Genomic DNA, 20767 nt, shown 5'->3' with positions numbered 1-20767 from the left:
GCCTACTGGAGCACCCGCTTCAATTTTATGTAGACCTTGTGCTACGCCTACTGGAGCACCCGCTTCAATTTTATGTAGACCTTGTGCTACGCCTACTGGAGCACCCGCTTCAATTTTATGTAGACCTTGTGCTACGCCTACTGGAGCACCCGCTTCGATTTTGTGTAGACCTTGTGCTACACCTACTGGAAAATCTTCCAAATCAATAGGACGATCAATAATTGCTGCTGCTGCTCCAATACCTTCATGATTCAAATCCTTACCAGCACACGCTGAAATCTCTCTTTTTAGTTCTTTAATTTCCTCAGCAGAAAATACATTTTTAATTAACAAATACCCATTTTTTTTGAATTCTTCAATATTTTTTTTATAACCAGTCATAATTTTGCCCCCCTTTTTTTATATTGGTAATTTTCTCACTATTAAATCTTTTTTTCAAGACAAAATTATACAAAATTCTATTTTTTTCTTAAATTAGAAATTTTTTAAATTATATCTTTCTATATAAAATGATATTGTTTTTATCAGGAAATTCCCTATCTCCAATGTACTTCTACAAGGGAAGAAATCAAAAAAACAAAGTAAAATACATGGATATCCATTATGAATCTTACATATATTTATTTTTTTAACTTATTATTGTAATTTAAAAAACACCTAAAAATCCATGTAAGGTAATTTTACGAATTAAAACACTTTATCAATTCTCAAACCCTAATAACACAAAAAGTTGGGTATATGATAAAATGAATCTTCTCAGGATATTTTATCGACCTTTTTTCTAAGCCAACAACACAACCAAAAATGTATTTGTTAATTACCCGTAAAGAAAACAAAAAAACAGGTAATTTCATATATTTATGGAATTACCTGTTTTTATAGCTTTTATCTACTATTCATTCTTTAAAATTTTATGGACTTCTTCCATACTTATTTCAGTAGCCTCTGCAACCTTTTCTATAGGTACACCTACTTTAATCAAGTTTTGAATTAGTTGTATTTTGGTTTCTTTTGCTGCTTTTTCTTCTGCCGTCTCTATTTCTGATATTCTATCTTTTATTGCCTTCTCTCTCGCTTCATATAAGCGTAAAAAGTCCTTATCACTACTTAAACGCTCCCAATCCTCTATTGCCTTTTTCAAAACTGGATCTTTTTCCATCGCGATTCCCTCCAGGATTGTAGTTAATTTCTCATCTTCATATGCAGGAAATAATAATAGCCAGCGTGCTAATATATCCTCCCATGGATCCATTCGATCTTCTTGCCATTCTCGAATTACTTTTGGAATCTCAAGAAAGTGCAATTGCATATTCTCTGAAATTATGTGCTCCGATTTTTTGTTCATGACTACACCGACATTATGAAAGTCTTCTTCTCCTGGAAACAGAATGAAATCCACTATATTAATGCAAATGGTTGGTCTTAATTCTGTATACTTCATCCCCTGAGTCATTTGGGAATAATACATGCCAGCCCAGTAGAACAAAGATCGCTCGATCATGTCTTTTTTGTCGCGAACCTGTATCTCTATATTTAATTTTATACCATTATTCAGAGTAGCTCGCAAATCTAAAATAGACAATTTATCATCCTTTTGCTCCCTTGGAAGATGCGGATCATCTAAATGCAAAGAAATGATTTCCTCATCTAAAGAGGATTGTAATACCGCATTAAGAAAACCAATGAGTATCTCCTCGTTTCCTTCTACTCCAAACAAACGCTTGAAAGCAAAATCAACTCGTAAATTTACTAGATTTTTTTTCATAGATGTATTCATATTCTCTTCTACCCTTCTTTTAGTTAATTGAATATAAGAAAAAGATAGAATTAAAAACTCTATCTTTTTCAATCTATCTATTTATAAAAATATCAACCTACTTTATAACTTTCACAGTCTCTGAAATACAGGTTTAAATCCCGCTTGCATTGTATCATCCAGCCCCTTACCTTGCGTTGGGTTCCATGCAGCTATGATTACGTTATAGCCCACTCGCTTTAACTCTGTCGCAAAGTCTATAAGAGCTTTCCTTACTTTTTGATTCTCTACTAAATCGGCATCAAACGCTAAATAGACATTTTCTATACCCATATCCTTTAATACAGGCATAGTAATTCGCCAAGCATTTACACCAGGAATCGCAAGAACCGTTGTTCCTATTTCAGAAATCTCCTCTTTATTAAATCTCTCTGGAATCAAATCAGCAATCAAATCGGCTTTCATAGGTCCTTCTGTGATTATTACTGATTTCGTTTGATGCAATGTACCAGAATTCCAGTGTTTTAAATGAGAACTTGGTACCGCTACATGTACAGGAAGTGGATTTTCACTACCACCTGCACCAGTCCCTTGATTTTTGTTTGCTGATGAGAGCCATAGATATTTTTGCCCTTTATGGATCTTTACAACAATTTGTCCCTCTTGAAATGGAATCTCTACCTTTTTGCTCACTTCTAGTTCGCCTTCAAAGATACAATCACCATCTTTAGTTACCTTTACAACATTAGGCTGCTCGATTAATTCCGCTTGAACTCCAGTAGGTGCCGATTTCACATGAACGGAGTTTTTCACTTCATCCACACGAACCTGCCATCCAACAATTTGATTGTACTGGTTTCGAAAAGGAATCAATATACCAGGAGAGCCTGACATTAAACGAAGAGACAGTTGACCTTTTTTCATCTCATAAAAACCCGGAATGCCCTGCCAGCAATGTTTATTCCCAATCTGTTTAAATAGCTTTTCCCAAACAGTTGTATACGTATTATCCTCCTCTAACACAATTTGTTGTTTTAAGAAAGAACGATATTGACGTACTTGTATTTGTTCTTCAGTCATTTTTCTATCTCGTAATAAATGTGTATGATGATGCTCCTGCAATGGTATGAAATCCATTAACTTCCGATTAAACACATCTAATTCTTCATTACTTTTCTTATCATGAATCTGAACTTCATCCGCCTCAGGCAATTGATACTTATCTTTTCCATTTATGTAATGAATGTAGCTTGGATTACCCGTGTTTTTCCCATAAATCCATTTACTTTCTACACGTGTACATGCTACCTTCTCTTGCGAAATATGCAGCATGCAATTACCTGTATCATGACAAATCGGACACGTAACACGGTAAAATTCCCACCAGCTACCTCTTGGATAAGCACTCGTTAAACGAAATTGACCTTTTTGAATGTTATAATTCATTATTCCCAACTCCTTGTATACTGTTTATTGTTTTCCGACAGAAGACTCCTTCCTCAAAAATGTGAAGGTGTAAAACATCAATTTTAGGTGGGAGATGAATGTCGGTTGGCATTAGCCAACATGTTTGCTACTATATACTTGTACAGATTGCTCTTTGAAAACTGAAGATATGAGGTTGGTTGCAGAAAAACGTTGCAACCGTAAAATCTTCAACGTTCTTTCGCCCCACGTTTGCTGAAGTTGCGAAAACCAAGCTAAAGTAGGAAGCGTGGTGAGTCAACGTACAAGATACTTATGTTTTCACCGTAGGGACTACGGGCAGAGCCTGCTAAGATAACTGTTGGATACATCGGTGTTCGCAGGAATCTCCCACTTCAAAAAGTCCGTAAGGACGTTAAGTGGTGAGTAGTTCAACTGCAATATAATCTTCTGTATCACGGAAAATGCTAGAATCACGCTCTCGAATTGGTTGAGTAACTTCATTCCACTGAAAGATTTTTATTATCTCCTCTAATGATAGTAATGGTTTATCTAGTGTAATTGCATGTTCGTATTTCATTATAAAGATCCCCTTCCAAAGCAAAAAAACACAAATCTTGTGTTTTTTCTCACAGTGTTTTTTATTTGTATACCTAAATCTAAATACCTTTTACAAGTGATTCCTAACTTGAAAACAACACAAAAAGGGCTCCTTCAAGTCGATTAAAAATGTGCATAGCAAAATAAGCTATATATACACTAATCGGCTCAAAGAAGCCCTTTCATAAATGAAACAAGACGCAACTTGCTTCTACAACTCAACCACAACACAATAAAGTGTGGGAATAAACGGAATCAATTAAACAATAACTACACTTCCATATTAATGAATTCATAGCAGAATTTCAACGATTTTATGTGCGATTGAAATAAACCTCAAAATCTAGATAGCAGGGCCAAAAAAACGAAATACTATCTAGAATATATACTTATTCTATAGATTGTCATACCCATGTATTTCAAATAGATTATTTAGTTTCTTTATTAAATAGTCCTTTGCAATATCTGTTATTTGGATATGTGACTTTTGATGATGTCTTTTCTTTATATTTTCAATTCTTAAATTTGGTTGATTGACTGTAGCAGGATAGACCTTATGGTTTAATTCCCTATATAATTCATTTAAAGAAATACCATACATAATGCTATCATTTAAAAACTTTCCATTTGTATATTCGATATAATATGGAAATCTTTTATTCCATTTGAGATACCTACTGTCAGTTTCATCAACTTTGTTGCTTTCGGTAAAACCTTGGGCTTCTGCATAGCCAATAATAATAGGAACTTCATTTTCATCCTTATCCTTGCTAACAACAGTTAAGAAAATTGTATCGCCTGACTTAATACCAGTAGGTTTTTTTGGAAAAAATGTTCTGTTAACATATTCATTAATTCTTCTTTTTCTTTTAAGATAAATTTCATCGTTACGAATTCTTTCTTTACTTGTTCCCTCAAACTTAAGCCATATCCCTGTTCTTCCATTATTAACAGTGACGATATCACTTATAGCATCTTCTAGAATGTCAATTTCTGTCCCATTTAGTGGTGTTGACTGAGAAACATCATTTATTACTGCCCCCCACTTAGCAATATTATATTCATTCATGTCCCTTTTGCCTTTTAAATTCTTAATAATTTTATTCACATACTGTCTTTCCTTTAGAATTCTATCAAGTGAAATTTCCCAATCTCCATTTGATTTCAGTTTATCAAGTATACCGTCAAAATAATCTTGACATTGCTTGGTAAACTCTTTTTCATTTTCCATATATAGACCAAACTCATGATTTTTATAGAACCCATTAAAAGTAAAATTTGCTGATCCCATAATTACTGACTGATTATCAAAAACATATAATTTTGTATGTAAATCCTGTAAAGCATAAAGTTTAGCACCTGCTCTTACAAGATATTCTAATCCCTCTATACTACTTGCACCTCTTATAAATTCCTCCCTGTTGAATCGGGTGATTATACAACACTTAATATTTTCTAAACCTTCTATCCATTCAGCCAAACCAAAAGCTGTTTTAAGCCCTATAAAAGGTGAAATTATATTGACTTGCATTTCAGTAGAATCTAGCAAGCTATAAAACTTTTCCCCGAAATCTTTATTTATAAGATTGATTGACATGTGGCCACCCCGATTTTATTGAGAATTTGTTATTTCTATAATATTTAATCTAATAGAATTTCCCCTCAAGGAACAAGGAGTTAATATATAAAGTCTTTAAAACAAAGAAGGAAAAGCTACATTTATTTCTCCATAAAGAGTAATTCGATATATAGCCTTTCCTCTCAATTATTTTTATTAAGATTTTAATAAATTATCTCTATTTTTTAATATCTACTTGGCAATTAATTATGTTGTATATGTAATTTACCTACCAAAAACTAGTACTATCAGGATGGAATTATGCCTTACAACTAAGTAATTCCTTCATACTCCTATAAAACGTTATAAGCAAAAAACACTGATTAATCTATCTCCATTTCTTTATTTTTTTCCTTTTAACAATCTATTACATAACTTTTTAAAGAAGCAAATTTTCTGTACATTGATTTGCTTGTGTGAATTAATATAGTCTTCAAAAAAACTTATAGTTCTTTCATTTGGGCTTAACTTTAAAATCTGTTCTATTACCTGATACATACTTTTAGAAAACACAATTTTGAAATCATTAAGTAACTTCGTATTTGGGCCACTTGAAAAATCGCTATTAAAATCTTTAAAAGTAGAAGTACCCCCATGAACAAATTCTGAACGTAATTTATACATTTTATCCACTATTTCTTTTACTTGATCACTTGAAAAATCTGTACCTTCATAAATTGAAGAAAATATAGCTTTTAGACTTTCCCTCTTTGCGTCATTATGGTTCAAAAACAGGGCCTCACTTGCTGTTGTTAATAATACTATTGTCATACTTATACCTGTAAATAAATCTTTCTCTTCATAAGAAAGAGCTGCTTTAAAAATTTTTAAGGAATTTAAAAATTTAATACTTAATTTATCTTGGTTGGGGTTTATATTAAGTAAATAACTGATCATTTCTATAAAATTAGTAAGATGTTCATCATTTTCAAAAAAACTTAAATCTAGTTGACAATCAGTTTCATGCCTAGCTAATTGATGATTAGGATTGCGCTGGGAGAATAAAATTATACGCTTAGTATCCACAAAATCTCTTAAAGGTAATCTGTACGTATTATCCAAATTATAACTCATTTTATTAGTATTATAGTCATAATTAGGGTATATATTAGCATAATAATATAAATGTAACATTGAGTTTAAATAAAATGAAAAGATATTATAGTATGTCTCTATGTATTCGTATTGACATTTAATTTTATAACCTATTAAAACATCTTTATAATCTGTTTTGAATCTTTTCTCAGTAACATAATTATAATACTCCTCTCCAATTAGGTTTTTCAAATATTGTTGAGCCTCTTCTTTGTTACCTGCTAATAAGAATAAATTCTCGCTCACAATACTATATTTAGATAGTAAAGCACCTGTTAAAGGAGCAATTAACCAATATTCTTCTAAATTAGCTTGTAAATAATTTTCTAATTCTTCTAAAAGACTTTCAACGTCACTTTTCTCTACCTTTTCTTTTGAAAACCCTAACATATAATCGCAAATAAAATGCTCAATTAACTCAAAAGAATACACTCCATGAAATCTTTCATCCCATTGAATTACTTCCAAAAAATTATCAGTTACTTTATGATTAATTAGTGGCTGAGGAAACTGATTTTCCTGTTTTAATTTCAAACAAAAATGCATCAAAGCTTTAGTTAAATCATTTAGACTCTGTTTTCTTTTTCTCACTTTACATCCCCCTATACATTTTATATTCATTATATTAAAAATCATTAATTTTTGTTTATATTCCAGCAACTATTGGTTTCCTGAATATTGTAAAAGATCTTATTTTTAGTACTTAATGTATTAACATTTTGTAAATTCATATAATACAAATTGACCTAAAATAACTAGTATGCCTTCAGGAGCAGTTTTCCATGTCCCCTCATTACCTGTATAAGATGTAAAATATGCCTCAATATAACCTAAAGTAAATTGCATAACACATAAACAAACAAATAAACATAAACAAACTCAAAGAATCTTCTTATTTCCATTCTTTTGAGAAACAAACGGCTTGATCCCTTATTCCATTCCAACTTAGCATTGCCATCTACATCTCTCCTAACTACTTGTTCAATATATATTTTCACTTCTATTTATGGAAACTATTGTATAATTGATTATATAGTAAATAGTACTAGAAAAACATTTACATGTTACTTCACCTTTCATCTAAATTATCACAAAATTAAATATTCCAGTTATCCATTAAATGAGGAGAAAAAAATATGATTAATATATCGTTAACAAAGGAAGATTTTTTAGAGACTAGTTGGCAAGAAATCATAAACTCAGAAGATATAAAAGAAAACCATGTCTATAGTCAAAGTTTTTATAAAGCAATGCAGGAAGCCAAAGATAGTGGAGACGAAAAAAAAGAATATATTTTTAAATTATTAGGGGATGTTACATCTTATTATTCAGATTTGGACTCAAAGGATAATCATTATACGCCCTTTTTGATAATGGATGGAAAAAGATCAGCAAGTATAGAAGACCTGAAGAAATCGGAACTTTCCTTTTTAGAAGAAATTATTGAGGAAATTAACAATCCAGAAATTAAGTCAAGAATAGCTGATGTTTTATGGATAAGACAAAGAAATTTTAAAAGAGCCATTCTTGCAATAGAAAGTTATGTTGAAGTATATGATAAAGCAGATTCTGTGAATTCTTGGTATATTGGCGGAGCCAAACTAGAAAGAGCTGTTCAATTAGCAGGTTTATTCAGAAAAAGTCAGGTTAGGGAATCATTAATTGAGAAACTAGAAGAAGAAATTGAGAAACATAAAACTGATAAAGAATCATTTATTGTTAAGTCCCTTATTGAGTTACTTTTAAAATTAAAAAGGTTCGATTTAGAAAAACACATTGAAATTTTGAAGGAACGAGCAGTATTTGAAGAAGATAGAGAAGATTGGAGTAAAGCAAGAGAATATTGGAATCTTTGTATTAAATGCTTAACATATGAAAAAAGGTTTAATGAACGTGAAGAAGCAAAGTTATCAAGTGCCAATACATACGTAATGGAAGCTGAAATGGCTTTAAGAGATAATCCTACTTACTTCATAGTCATTTCTCACTTACAAAGCGCTATTGAAGCATACAGAAGAATTGAGGGCACAACCGAGACAGTAAATAACCTTCACAGAAGAATGTTAGAATATCAGAAAAAATCAGTTTCGCAAATGCAAGAATTTGAAACCGAAGGGATTGACATTAGTGAATTGATAGAAATTTCAATCGATGAGGTTAAAGGGAAATCTTTTAATGATAAGCTTGTTACTTTAGCCTTAATGTATAAAAGTCTTAGGACTAACGAGCTAAGAGAAACAGCTAAAGCTGTAATAAGAAAGTCTCCTTTAAGAGATTTTATGACCTCAGCCAAAGTTAACTCAGAGGGGACGATAATTGGCAAATCTCCTTCTGTTTTATCAGACAGCACCGAAGATTATGAAGAAGAAATAAAAATTGAAATGTATAATAATGCGGGGTACCGTCGCCAAGCTATAGTAGAAGCTATTATAGAACCAGTACGTAAACAAATCTTGTTAGAACACTTTATAATGTTAAGACATCTTGCGCCATTAGTAATTAATAATCCTTTTATTCCAGAAGGACGAGAAGAAATTTTTGCAAAGGGCTTATATTATGGATTACATGGAGATTTTTTAATCAGCACTAATTTATTAATACCTCAAATTGAAAACTCTATTCGTTATATACTTAGCAAAGAAGGAGAAATAGTTTCAAATCTAGGCAACGATGGAATCCAAGAAGAAAAAAATTTAAATACCCTACTTTATTTACCAAAATTAAAAGAGCTATGGGGGGATGATTTAGTATTCGATCTTCAAAGCTTATTGGTAGAAAAACACGGAGATAACTTAAGAAATAATGCTTCCCATGGATTAATTGGCAATCATGAATTTTACTCCGTTTCAACAATTTATCTTTGGTGGTTAACTCTTAAGCTTTGTATCATGTATAAACTAGAGTAGATATTTTTGAGCTTGTGCACTAAATGCATAAGCTTTATTTAAGTTTGGGAGTTTTCTTTAATGTCAGAGACCTAACGTCTACTAGATAATAAAGTAGGTATAAGCTTTCATAAAAGAGAAATAATATCGGTGAGGCTATTAAAATTGAACTAAGAGGGTGAAAATGAATATGTCTGATAAGAAGCAAAATGATTCAAAAGAAGAATTAGCCCTTCCAGAAATCCCAAGTCTAGATGAGCCGAGCAATCGAGAGGAATTTGGCGAAGGTGTTACAGTTCACATAAGACCTTATCCAGGCATGGTCGCCGGAGATAAAGTCACACTTGAATGGCGTGGCACTCAATCGTCTGGAGAAGACGAAAAGAAAGATAAAGAATAAAAATAATTCGAAGGGTTATTCGTACAGAATAATCTTTTTTTATTTCAACGGAGCTTGAGCCAATTGGTATCCTGGGTGTGAGTGACACTTCCTCAGTTATTACATGGTTTATTAGCTTTTTTTCGCATCACTTTGGTTTTTGATTTCGCATCACTCTTGTATTACAAACTCTTTATCCTACTACAAAGACTAACCCATCTACATCACATCAATGCAACTACTTCGTCTACATCTTCAACTACATCATCAAAGGAACTTACGGATAAACCCATAACTTACAGAAGGTAGCTTCATCGAGCGTAACTGTAGATTAGTACGATCTAATACCGCTGTTCTCTTAACCTTAAAGTCTCTCTCTTGAATATTCTCTGCTAAGTCTTTAGCAATGATAAAAGCAGCTGCTTCTCTATACTGTGTTGAGTTTAGATACTCTCGTACTTGTATTAAGTAATATAGCTTGTTATGAACACTCATTAATTTTTCTCCTTTCTACCATTATGCTGTGCTACCGCAATCAGCCTAATATTAGCTTTATCTGTATTACTGTCTGTGAAAAAACAACATATTCACAAAATTCTTTTCATAAAGAAAAGAATTTCTCAAGAAATGCTTTTTTGAACACAATTTAATTAGTGATTATCCACACGAATGTGTTGTCGTAACTAGTCTAGCTTTTGTTGTACATTCTTTTCTAATTTATTGAAGTAATGTATAATTAAAGTGTCCTACATGAGATATTGAGTCATATCTCATCGTCATTTTAAAAAGAGAACTCCATTTTTATATGGAGTTCTCTTTTTAACGAAATGAAACTACTAATTTGACATAATAGAAAATGAGCTTGATCCCCCTCTATTAATATCCTCCCACCTTAATTAATAACATAGTCATAAACATACTAAACAATAGGCTTTTTAAATACTTATTTTCATCTTTTGCTACAAAAAGAGCTAAACAGCAGAATAATGCCCATCCTAACCAAAATAGCATTCCAAAAATCATAGGTAAATTAGTCAATTAAATCTACTCCTTCGAATGTTTTATCTATTACACTGTTTAATATATTCATTTTCCCTTCATATTTTAAGAACTAAATAAAAAAAGACAGAAGTTTTACATTCTGTCTTTTCTATTTACCTTAAAGTAATCCATTCATAGCTAGCCCACTCTTTTGGTTTTTTATCGTACTTAATACGACCAGTCGTACAGAATGAAGCAATCATCCATTGAATTAGGTTCATCTTGGCATATGGATCAACACAATCCTCTATTTTTTTTAATTGATAGCCTGTACTATTTTTCTGCCAAATTGTATATAAACGAAAATGCGTTGTCGTAACTAGTCTAGCTCTTGTTGTAACTTGCCATTTTGCAATTTTCGTTAAATCCTCTTTGACTTTTCTATCATACTCTTGTTTTATGATTTTATAACTCTTATCTTTATTAATTAATCCATTAGAAAATGAAAAAGGCATTTGATGCACTTCATATACAGTTCCTTCTTCATCTCCTAAAATGTTTGATTCTACTAGAAACATATTTTTTAGTTTTAACTGTTCCGTTAATTCTTTTCCACTCCGATAAAACGGTTTTTTTATCTTCTGAAGCAAGACGACCTGTACAATTAATCCGATAAGTAACGGATATGCTAGTATAAATACCATGTTAATAAACATATTTGTAATCAGTACTCCTACTAGTGCGAATATCGTAAAATAAATATACGTTTCTCTTTGATGAATGATTCTACTATTCAAGCTAATATACCTCCATTTTGATAAATAGTGAAAGTAATATACACAATTGCTCCTAATAAAATAGAACAAGCCCCTGGAAAGCTCTGTATCAGCTTTATTTCCTTCTTTGGTAGTTTTGCTCCAAATATAGAAACAGCATGCTCCAATTGGTCTTTAATCGCTCCTACAAACCCTAAAATTTTAATTAATCGATACACACTAGCAATCCAAAAGAATAGCAAATGGAAAGCTGTTAATGTAATGGCGGTAAGCATAGCCGATTCTTCTACTACATTGCTAATATATAAAGCTACCACCACAAGCATCTTGGTATCACCAGGTGAAGAGAATTTAAATGTCTCTAGCAATAAACCACACGCTAAGGCCATGACTAGTACAATTACAATCTCTTTTCCTGTTCTTATTCCTGCAAAATACGTCATTCCTATACCTACAATTAAGAATAGTAAATGCCATATATTTTTCGTTTTTCTATATTTCAAGTCAGTAAATACATTCAGGGTCATATATCCTAGTAGTATTCCTATTACATATATACTCATAATTTTTTCTCCTTATTTTTTCCTGTTTTGATGTATTATTACGGTCCACTCACTACAGACCAAGTGACCGTAGAAGTATAAGTGGCTTGCCTATCCTTCCCTACATAAGTTGTCCCTGGATCTAACTGCAGTTGTAATCCATTTTGTCCAAAATCGACTTGATATTCTCCAATTGCTACATCTTTCGAAGCCCGGATAATAGTGTGTGCTGCCTCATTATCAATAGGTGTATTTGGGATCTGTACAATAGGTTTCCCTGTCTCTGGACCTTTTACTTTTGTTACACTCACTTGATTTTTTAAGGATAGAGAACCCTTTGGCAATTGTTTTGCTATGTTCGACTCAGTAAATTGCGAAATGGTCATATTCAATCTCCATCCATCCGCTTGATTTCGACTATCATGTATCATGAGTTTCCCTAATGTGCCAAATGAATTTTGTTTTTCTCCATTTAATTGAATCGGGCTGAACTCTACACTTTTTGGCACAGTAAGCATGTCTATCCGTCCTTTTTGTGTGGTAGAAATATGCTTTGTTGCACTTTTATTTCCAGCTTTATCTATCGTTCGGATATGTACATATTGTGGTTTCGCATAATCAGTCGGAAACTGAATGCTAGTCTGATTTGTAAACTGAACACCACTTACTTTATCAATTGATGTGTCGGATTTATCATTCACTACATATTCATATCCTTTTACGCCACTTGTTACAGTTGCAGAAACTTCCTTAGAAAATTCCGAAACGCCATTCCTACCAACTCCACGGATTTTATAATGATAGGTACTCCCATCATCTTTTGCAGGGGCAAACGTTACTTTAGTTTCTTTCAGTTCTCTATTTTCAATTTGAAAGCTTTCTGGTGTTGTTGGTACTGCTTGATCTTTTGCTTCTTTATCTACATAGTCAGAGAGTCTGCCCTTATATATTTGCTGATTCCCTCTGTATACTTCTGCTTCAGATGCATACCCCACTTTTAACTCATCCACATAGGTAATTCCTGCTGAATACGCAAGCATATAAAAAGTTACGCCTCGTTGCTCAGTAATATAAAACGGATTATTAGCAACTTGAGTATTCATACTAAATGTAGACCATCCATTTACATCTTTGTTCGTATCATTCTTTGTGACTGTACGATTATTCGGTAATTGGATAGGCGCTGCCCATTTTCTTGTTTTCAGACGATCCCCTTGTTTTATTGGAGTCACAATAGGACTATTTAATATTAATTTGCCCTTTCCAGAACCATCCTGGTAAGGTATCACCTTATCTATCATGGGAGAATCTTGGTACACATCTTTGTTTATATCCGAAGTTATATGTCTTCTATCCCTTGGTATGTTGGTACCGAGTTCCCTCTCCGGAAACAAAGAGATATTACTAATTTCTAATTCTTTTGAACCGCTTGGAACATCCTTTAAAACAGTAGCGTTATAATAGTCAAATTCCCTCCCTGTTTCCCAGCTTCCATCACCATAGAAACTAATTCTCCCTAATCCTTGTGACTTCGCTTTAAATGTTGCTGAAATATAAGCATTATTAGGTACGTTTAATCGCTTAAAAACAGCAATGGAACTCTCTCTTACTGTATAAGGATATAAGACTCGATTCCCACCCAATTTTGTATCAAATACCTTGTATCCGCTAGTATCTGTACCACTTGGATAAAAGACTTCAGATTGTAAACTTTGATTCCCATTTCCGTAAAACTCTCCCCAACCACTCATCAAATTGACGTCTTTTGGGTTATTAAAATCAATTTTCCATAATACGTCCTGCTCTAAGATATCAATCGCCCATTCTAGCTTCACTTCATTTTCTTTTCCATTTGCAGTGAGTGTTGGAATACCATTTTGCTGTTTTACTATTTGATCAGCTAATATAGAATTATCTTTTGAATCAATAAATAAGCACGATACACCTAAAAGTATGATTGAAGTAAGAACCTTCCCCCATTTCACTGTTTCCTCCCCCATTCCATTCTTATGCTACCGAAGATGCCTTATTTTGCTCCTTCTGATTTGCATGTTTCTTTCTCCACCATACAAATACAAACATTGAAACAATTAATATGAAAACACCAGCCGCTATTATATATATTTGATTAGAATATCCAGGTAACACTTTTACTGCACCTGTTTGTTCCGCATACTCTGTCACATTCGAAGCAGTTATACGTATTTGTTCCGTATATATTTTTGGTATACCATTCTGCTTTATAGTGATTTTCAGTGTATACTTTCCATCTTTGTATTCTTTCGCTTTCCATGGGATCGCTAAACCTACCTTGGATTTTGGCGCTACATTGAATGCTGGAATATTACCATGAAATAGAACGTTATCCTGGGATAAAATTTCATAGTAAACTGCTACATCCCTTACAATATTTGCATTTGTATTTTGAATAAGTGCATGGACTTGTGGTTGTGTTGGATAAGATTCAACAGTTGTGCCATTTAGTTTAAGAGGCATTCCGTTGATTGAATTTTCAGTCTCCTTGTTATTCAATTGTATCGCTACCGCATATTCAATGCGATTTTGTACAGAAAAGTTCAATCCGTCTTTTTCAAGATTCTGCGCTTTTGTACCTTGCGCTAACTCAAATAATAATCCGCCCAAAAATACTCCCTCTTGACTTGGTGTGGTTAAATGTACCTCTATAGTTTTCGTTTGATTCCCCTCTAAGGTAACAGCGTCAGGAGCTTGTACATACTGATCCATATAGAAATCTGCATCTATTAATATGCTTTGTGAGACTTCACGATTTGGTACATACATAATGCCTCCGTTTGCAGAGGTGAGAGCGTTGGCAACTCTTACATTGACTTTGATTGGATTATTAGATTTATTGTGTACATCCATTTTTACTGTTTGATTCTGTTTCTTTTTTACCTGTAAATTAAAATAATTTTTTATATCACCTAGTTGATTATCCGGGACATGAATACTTACATCAAACGGTAAACTATCTTGTTTCTCTTCTGCATAAACAACTTTAAAAGGTTTTAGGCTTACACTTAAAATGAATATAATTGCGATCAAAATACTAATTAAAATTTTATATACATAGCTTTTCATTCTGCCCCTACTTTCTATGTACAGAAGAGAATCATACATACGTGATTCCCTTCTATATAATAAATTTCTTTTAAGGTCCTGTTACAATAGAATATGTCAGTTTTGACTCATATGAGGTAGCACCAGCCTTATTCTCAACATACGTACTATGCGGATTTAAAGTTAAAGCTAGGGACTTATCATTGAAACTAACATTATATTTACCCATACCCTCATCTTTTTTCGCACTTAAAATCGTAACTTGATTATCTGTATCTATAATATAGTTACTCGTTTTAAACTCCGGATTTGGTGAACTTGTCCCTCCTACTTTTGTAATAGCAGCACCACCACTATTCAAAACTAAGGAACCCTTCGGAAGTGTTCGATTTGTTTTAGCATCTCCACTTATTTTAAATTGATCTGCTTTTACATTGATTCTCCAACCATTCCCTGAACCAGTTGCATCTGTCACTGTTAGCACACCAGGATTTGCATGTGTCACTTGCGTTTCTCCACTTAACGTTACGGCGTTAAAGTTACTAATTGGTGTAACGGCAATATTATGTTCGCCACCTGTTATACTTTGATTTAGTTTTGTATCAGCTGTTGTTGCTGCACTTGTAGGTGTACCCATTAGTGATATACCGAGGGCTACTGTTGCTAATGAGGGAATCATTACTTTACTGAATCTCATCATAATACCTCCTTATGTTTTAAAAGGAGGGAGCTATATGAAACACTCCCCCTCTTATTTTCAATCCAAAACTTATTTTTTGTTCCAAGAATCTACATCTGCATTGCTTGATGCTTTTGTGAATCTTGCCAGGATCGTATCATAACCACCTTGAATTGCTTTCCATACGAACGGGCCAATTACTAATACGATGATCACCGCTAACGCGATTAACATACCGTTTTCTGATGATAATTGTGAGTCTTCATTTTTTAACCAACTTTTCATTTTTGCTAACATTTCATTTCGTCTCCTTTATATATCGATTTTAAGAATCTACTAAAATTAGAACTTATCTATTTAAATCTTTAATTACTTATTCCAAGAATTTACGTCTGCATTGCTTGATGCTTTTGTGAATCTTGCCAGGATCGTATCATAACCACCTTGGATTGCTTTCCATACAAACGGGCCAATCACTAATACGATAATCACCGCCAAGGCAATTAACATACCGTTTTCTGATGATAGTTGCGAATCCTCATTTTTTAACCAATTTTTCATTTTTGCTAACATGATTGAATCTCCCTTATCCATTTATTTGAGCTATACGTAATAAACATCATTCATCTAAATCTTCTATTACTTGTTCCAAGAATTCACATCTGCATTATTTGATGCTTTTGTGAATCTTGCCAGGATCGTATCATAGCCACCTTGGATTGCTTTCCATACAAACGGGCCAATCACTAATACGATAATGACCGCCAAGGCGATTAACATACCATTTTCTGATGATAATTGTGAGTCTTCATTTTTTAACCAATTCTTCATTTTCGTTAACATATATCTTGCTCCTTTACCTATTCCATTTTTGATAATGTCTTCTATAAGCTTGCAAATCCTTGCATTAAAGATTGAATAACAATCACCATTGGATAAATCACAATACATCCAATAACTGCGACGTTAAATTTATTCATTTCCATTGGTTTATTTTGAATGAGACGGTTATAGTTCTCATGTTTTAACTCACGCATCATTTTAATCTGTGCATCCATAATACGAAGACTCTGTACCTTGTCCGTTTTTTGCGCTTGTTGCAATGCAATCGTAAAGGTATTTACTTCTGGACTATTTAAGGCTGCTGCAAAGTTTCGAAATGGTTGATCCGATCCTGCATACATTTCTAATTCCGCAGTAAGTGTAGATACATACGGACGAAGATGTCTTCCAGCATATATTTGCGCCTTTTTTACTGCTTCTAATGTTGTATGTGTTTTTAACAACTGCAACATAGGAATTAGATACTCTGGTAATTCGAACTTCCTAGCTTCTATCGCCTGCTTGATTCTTCTCTTTAATAGATAATCAGGATAGAAATAAAGTAGCGGTGAAATCAACACACCCACTTTAAATAAGTAGTAATCATGGAACACCGTACATATCAAGAAAACAGAGGTGAAAATGATGGGATATGCTACCTTCATTTTTAAATATTCTTCTGGTTTCGTATCCAGGCCAGCTTCTTCTAATTTTTTCTGAACCTGCTCTTTCTTTTCTTCTGTCAGATACTTATGTGCTAACGACTGGAAGGGCGCGAGCATCATTTGATTTAAATTCTTCTTTTCAATTCGTTTTGCATTTTCTACATAATTCGTAAGTAAGCTACCGCTGTCTTTTTTACTTTGTAGAAAGGTAGAGAATACCCAGTACATGACAACGAATACCACTACAGCTAAAATCGTAGCCACCTTATTCCCCTCTTTCTGTTGGATTATAATTTGCAATCTTTTCTACACGGGTTGCTAAGAAAAAGACAATGAACATATTTACTACTAACGCGATTTTCCCCATCATAGAACCTGCTAAAAATCCATATGCTTCTTTTGACATCAACATAATAACAATTGGCATGGCGATAACGATTAAGCAGTTCTGTACAAAAGCACGTTGTGCTTGCGACAAACTAGAACGCAATCTTGCCAGGTATAGTTTTTGTTTTTCAAAATCTTCTGCAATATCTAGTAGGACTTGTACTGAATTTGTTCCACCTTCTCGACTGCACACTTCCAACATTTCATGGAAGAAAACCAATTCTCTAAAGTTAAACGTTTCATTGAATCCTCTAAATGCACGATGCATGGTGGTTCCACCTTCTAATAAAAGAGAAACTTTTTCTATTTCTTCTTGAATGCTTTCATGCATCATTGGCTTCACCTGAACTAACACCCGTTTTGCATTGTTACTAATTTGAAGTGCATTTGCTACTGCTTTCATATAGATAGAAAGACGGTCAATGACAACCAAGTAGTAACGTTTTTTTCTTCGATAAAGAAGAAACCTTGGAACTAAAAATCCAGATAAAACGGTAATCAGTGTAAAAGGATCTCTACCAAAAGAAAAATAGAATACTGCTGCAATACTCATCCCAGAAAGAATCGTATATACCCAGTACATACTTTTCGTCAATTTCCATTCGTACTTTTGGGCTTCTTGGATAACGGATTGTGGTAGATACATTCGTATCCCTTTAATATTCCTTAATTCCAAGCGCCTTTCTTCTTTTTCGTTTTCTTGTACAAATTGAGAGAGAGCAGAACCTTTAGATTTCGAAAAAAGTAAAACAAGCAATCCTACACTAATAAAGATTAAAAATATACATCCATAAGCCAATAAACTATGCATATTGCACCTCCTGTTTTGAAAGGAATGGTGCATAAAGAGCTGGATTTACAGTAGAAGAACGGAATTTCTTCTCCATTTCAGCTGACATCTTGGCTGTAATGATATGATCTCCATGAATCTTTCCTACTCTTTCATTCATTTCATCATATTCCTCACCCGAAGGGATAAATTGAGAAAGCTGATTGAACTGTATATCATCTTGATAATCCAATAACTCAATCATCTCTGTAATATAGCGATTTCCATCATCTTTCTTTTCTAAAAAGACAATCACATCAAATGTCTGTGAGATTAATTCATATAAATACTGAGCATCGATATTCGCACCACTTTGCAGACACATGAGCATTAAACGTCTAACTGCTTCTTTTGCACTTCTTGCATGGACAGAGGTGAAACCAGGATGTCCTGTTTGGAAGAAGTTAATCATTTTTAACGCTTCTTTCCCCCTCGATTCCCCTACAATTAATCGCTTTGGTCCTTGACGTAAAGCATTTGTTAACAATCTATCAAAGTCGATTGCATTTTCTTCTACTTCCGATGCCCTACATTGCATCGGAACAAAATGATGTTCCGGAAAAATGCGATGCAAATATAATTCAGGGTTATCTTCTACTACAAGAGTACGTTCTTTTTTCTTTCCTTTCGGAATGTGAGAAGCAAGATATTTCATAAACTCTGATTTCCCGGTACCTGTAGCTCCAGCAACTAGAATATTCATTTTGGCTTTCACGGCGGCAGCCAAAAAGTCCAACATCTCTTTTGACGCTTGATTGGTAGATAACATACGCTCTTCAGAAGCACGAAGGTGATCCGCATTCTTACGAATCGTTATTGTTGTTCCGAGCCCCCCAAGTTCATCTAAAGCAATATTGATGCGGATATATGGAAACACGCAGTCCACATACGGCTTTGCTGTATTTAATGACTCTGATGTACTGTTTACCATCTTATAAGCTAGAGCTTTTACTTCTTCTTCCGTCTCAAATCGGTAAGAAAATGTACATTCTCCCTCTCCAATTTTTTCGTAAATGATTTCTTTTGTGCCATTGATATAAATATCCGTTACATCCTTATCTTCTTTTAAAGGTTCTATAATTCCAAACCCCACAATTTCGTCACACACCATATTTAGTAATTGTTCAGAAGGTACCTCTGAAATGACGACCTGATTACTCAATAAAAAGCTTTTAATGATTTGTTCTACAGCTGCTCTCTTTTCTTTATTCATAAAGGATTCACTTAGGATATCACGATGATCTTTTACTAAAAATGCACGAATTTCATCTGTTATATCTTTAATTTGTTGAGCTGTAGTTGTTCCTAACTTTCGAGCTGATTTGGAACGAATCATATAACCAAAGTGATATAAATCAACTCGATTTCGCTTTAAGGCGATTTGTTTTTCCTGTAAATAGCCCCACATACTCCTTGTCCCCCTTTTAATTTCGTAAACCAAAGAGACCCTTTTTCATAGAGGATTGCTGGGATGGAATACCAAGACCAGCTGCTTCCATAATGTGATGGACCTTTGTATTAATTTGTGGGGAACCAAATTGCATCCCCCATTCGTAACTCGTACGATCTCTGTCATACGGAATTGTCACCGCAATTTTTTGAGAAGAAAGCTTTTCAATATCTTCTACATAATTCTCATCTGCCATATTTAGCACATGAATCATTCGAGGTAATGTTAGCTTTGCATTTTCTATTAGTTGTAATTCTCTCTTAATCGCTATTGCACCACGAGGGTTGCCATTTAGCACATGAACAACAAGGTCTGATTGATATAGGATCGGATAACTTAGCACCTCGGATAATTCAGTTGGTACCGATAGAATGATGTAGTCATATTCTGTATCTACAAGTGATTCGATAAATGTCGTTACAAACAATTCTTTGTTTTGAATCTCTGGGAATTGAGCCAAACTATAACCTGATGGAAATACCAGAAAATCCATCTTATCGTGCAATTTTTGCATCAATCTTGGATTCACTTTTTTCTCTAACAAATCTTGCTTGGTACAAATATACTGCGAAAGATTATATTCATTTTCTTTTCTTACAAGCTCTAGCATATTTTTACTCTCATGGCTAAGACCAGTTCCAACCGCAAAACTTGGTCTTACTTGGTCCGCTTCTACATAAAGCACCTTTTTCCCTAGATGAGCTAACTCATTTGCCATCGTAATACTTAACGTACTTTTTCCTACGTTCTCATTTGTGGCATAAAAAGCAATGATTTTTACTTGCCGATCCATCTAA

The 20767-nt window shown here is 33.5% G+C and carries 21 protein-coding genes and 2 pseudogenes; 2 read left to right on the top strand and 21 right to left on the bottom strand.

All coding sequences use genetic code 11. The annotated features are described in order from the left end of the window. From ACTFRH_RS27000 to ACTFRH_RS26970, 7 genes and pseudogenes are all read right to left on the bottom strand, one after another. Window positions 1-381: pseudogene (locus ACTFRH_RS27000) on the bottom strand (hypothetical protein); the annotation flags it as partial. Window positions 382-892: 511 nt separating this feature from the next. Further along, window positions 893-1777 carry an Rpn family recombination-promoting nuclease/putative transposase gene (locus ACTFRH_RS26995; RefSeq protein ID WP_440048836.1) on the bottom strand — a complete coding sequence of 295 codons (885 nt, stop codon included), beginning with the start codon at window positions 1775-1777 and terminating at the stop codon, window positions 893-895. Window positions 1778-1888: 111 nt separating this feature from the next. Then, complete coding sequence (locus ACTFRH_RS26990) at window positions 1889-3202, bottom strand: DUF3854 domain-containing protein (RefSeq protein ID WP_440048837.1); 1314 nt, start codon at window positions 3200-3202, stop codon at window positions 1889-1891. 394 nt (window positions 3203-3596) lie between these two features. After that, the gene (locus ACTFRH_RS26985; RefSeq protein ID WP_440048856.1) at window positions 3597-3761 is read right to left on the bottom strand and encodes a hypothetical protein; all 165 of its coding nucleotides are present in this window, start codon (window positions 3759-3761) and stop codon (window positions 3597-3599) included. A 414-nt stretch (window positions 3762-4175) separates the two neighbouring features. Then, window positions 4176-5378, bottom strand: coding sequence for a phospholipase D family protein (locus ACTFRH_RS26980; protein ID WP_098587388.1), 1203 nt, complete (start codon window positions 5376-5378; stop codon window positions 4176-4178). Between the two features lie 363 nt (window positions 5379-5741). Further along, the gene (locus tag ACTFRH_RS26975; protein WP_440048838.1) at window positions 5742-7085 is read right to left on the bottom strand and encodes a hypothetical protein; all 1344 of its coding nucleotides are present in this window, start codon (window positions 7083-7085) and stop codon (window positions 5742-5744) included. Between the two features lie 120 nt (window positions 7086-7205). Then, window positions 7206-7355 (bottom strand): annotated as a pseudogene (locus tag ACTFRH_RS26970) (DUF3937 family protein); the annotation flags it as partial. A 275-nt stretch (window positions 7356-7630) separates the two neighbouring features. On the opposite strand from ACTFRH_RS26970, the gene ACTFRH_RS26965 reads away from it, so the two are divergent. Next, window positions 7631-9400 (top strand): DUF4209 domain-containing protein, encoded by a 1770-nt coding sequence (locus ACTFRH_RS26965; RefSeq protein WP_440048839.1) that lies wholly within the window; start codon window positions 7631-7633, stop codon window positions 9398-9400. Window positions 9401-9569: 169 nt separating this feature from the next. Then, a complete protein-coding gene (locus ACTFRH_RS26960) occupies window positions 9570-9779 on the top strand; it encodes a hypothetical protein (protein ID WP_257201687.1) in 210 nt (69 codons plus the stop codon). Between the two features lie 246 nt (window positions 9780-10025). Here the strand turns inward: ACTFRH_RS26960 and ACTFRH_RS26955 are convergent, their stop codons facing one another. From ACTFRH_RS26955 to ACTFRH_RS26890, 14 genes are all read right to left on the bottom strand, one after another. Further along, window positions 10026-10253 carry a hypothetical protein gene (locus tag ACTFRH_RS26955; protein WP_440043674.1) on the bottom strand — a complete coding sequence of 76 codons (228 nt, stop codon included), beginning with the start codon at window positions 10251-10253 and terminating at the stop codon, window positions 10026-10028. Window positions 10254-10634: 381 nt separating this feature from the next. Beyond that, a complete protein-coding gene (locus tag ACTFRH_RS26950) occupies window positions 10635-10796 on the bottom strand; it encodes a hypothetical protein (protein WP_176522195.1) in 162 nt (53 codons plus the stop codon). A gap of 116 nt (window positions 10797-10912) precedes the next feature. After that, on the bottom strand, window positions 10913-11536 hold the full coding sequence (locus ACTFRH_RS26945) for a hypothetical protein (protein ID WP_098287060.1): 624 nt from the start codon (window positions 11534-11536) through the stop codon (window positions 10913-10915). After that, window positions 11533-12078, bottom strand: coding sequence for a hypothetical protein (locus tag ACTFRH_RS26940; protein WP_440048840.1), 546 nt, complete (start codon window positions 12076-12078; stop codon window positions 11533-11535). The genes ACTFRH_RS26945 and ACTFRH_RS26940 overlap by 4 nt, the downstream gene beginning before the upstream one ends. Window positions 12079-12116: 38 nt before the next feature. Beyond that, on the bottom strand, window positions 12117-14042 hold the full coding sequence (locus ACTFRH_RS26935; protein WP_440048841.1) for a WxL domain-containing protein: 1926 nt from the start codon (window positions 14040-14042) through the stop codon (window positions 12117-12119). A 22-nt stretch (window positions 14043-14064) separates the two neighbouring features. Further along, window positions 14065-15159 carry a WxL protein peptidoglycan domain-containing protein gene (locus ACTFRH_RS26930; protein WP_440048842.1) on the bottom strand — a complete coding sequence of 365 codons (1095 nt, stop codon included), beginning with the start codon at window positions 15157-15159 and terminating at the stop codon, window positions 14065-14067. A gap of 70 nt (window positions 15160-15229) precedes the next feature. Continuing rightward, entirely contained in the window at window positions 15230-15835 is a 606-nt protein-coding gene (locus tag ACTFRH_RS26925) for a WxL domain-containing protein (RefSeq protein WP_097862069.1), read from the bottom strand. 72 nt (window positions 15836-15907) lie between these two features. Then, window positions 15908-16114 (bottom strand): hypothetical protein, encoded by a 207-nt coding sequence (locus ACTFRH_RS26920; protein WP_000879960.1) that lies wholly within the window; start codon window positions 16112-16114, stop codon window positions 15908-15910. Between the two features lie 72 nt (window positions 16115-16186). Next, window positions 16187-16390, bottom strand: coding sequence for a hypothetical protein (locus ACTFRH_RS26915; RefSeq protein ID WP_000879955.1), 204 nt, complete (start codon window positions 16388-16390; stop codon window positions 16187-16189). Between the two features lie 66 nt (window positions 16391-16456). Beyond that, window positions 16457-16660, bottom strand: coding sequence for a hypothetical protein (locus ACTFRH_RS26910; RefSeq protein ID WP_000956352.1), 204 nt, complete (start codon window positions 16658-16660; stop codon window positions 16457-16459). A 41-nt stretch (window positions 16661-16701) separates the two neighbouring features. Then, entirely contained in the window at window positions 16702-17568 is an 867-nt protein-coding gene (locus ACTFRH_RS26905) for a hypothetical protein (protein ID WP_065230087.1), read from the bottom strand. A 1-nt stretch (window position 17569) separates the two neighbouring features. Then, complete coding sequence (locus ACTFRH_RS26900; RefSeq protein ID WP_095022135.1) at window positions 17570-18502, bottom strand: type II secretion system F family protein; 933 nt, start codon at window positions 18500-18502, stop codon at window positions 17570-17572. Further along, window positions 18495-19928 carry a CpaF family protein gene (locus ACTFRH_RS26895; protein WP_216475505.1) on the bottom strand — a complete coding sequence of 478 codons (1434 nt, stop codon included), beginning with the start codon at window positions 19926-19928 and terminating at the stop codon, window positions 18495-18497. The genes ACTFRH_RS26900 and ACTFRH_RS26895 overlap by 8 nt, the downstream gene beginning before the upstream one ends. A 16-nt stretch (window positions 19929-19944) precedes the next feature. Then, a complete protein-coding gene (locus tag ACTFRH_RS26890; protein ID WP_000375868.1) occupies window positions 19945-20763 on the bottom strand; it encodes an AAA family ATPase in 819 nt (272 codons plus the stop codon). Window positions 20764-20767: the final 4 nt, after the last annotated feature.

Origin of the sequence: Bacillus cereus group sp. MYBK216-1 (genome assembly GCF_051916495.1) — a bacterium.
GTDB lineage: Bacteria > Bacillota > Bacilli > Bacillales > Bacillaceae_G > Bacillus_A > Bacillus_A thuringiensis_K.
Note: the sequence above shows the minus strand (reverse complement) of the source record. Positions and strands in the feature narration are given on the sequence as shown.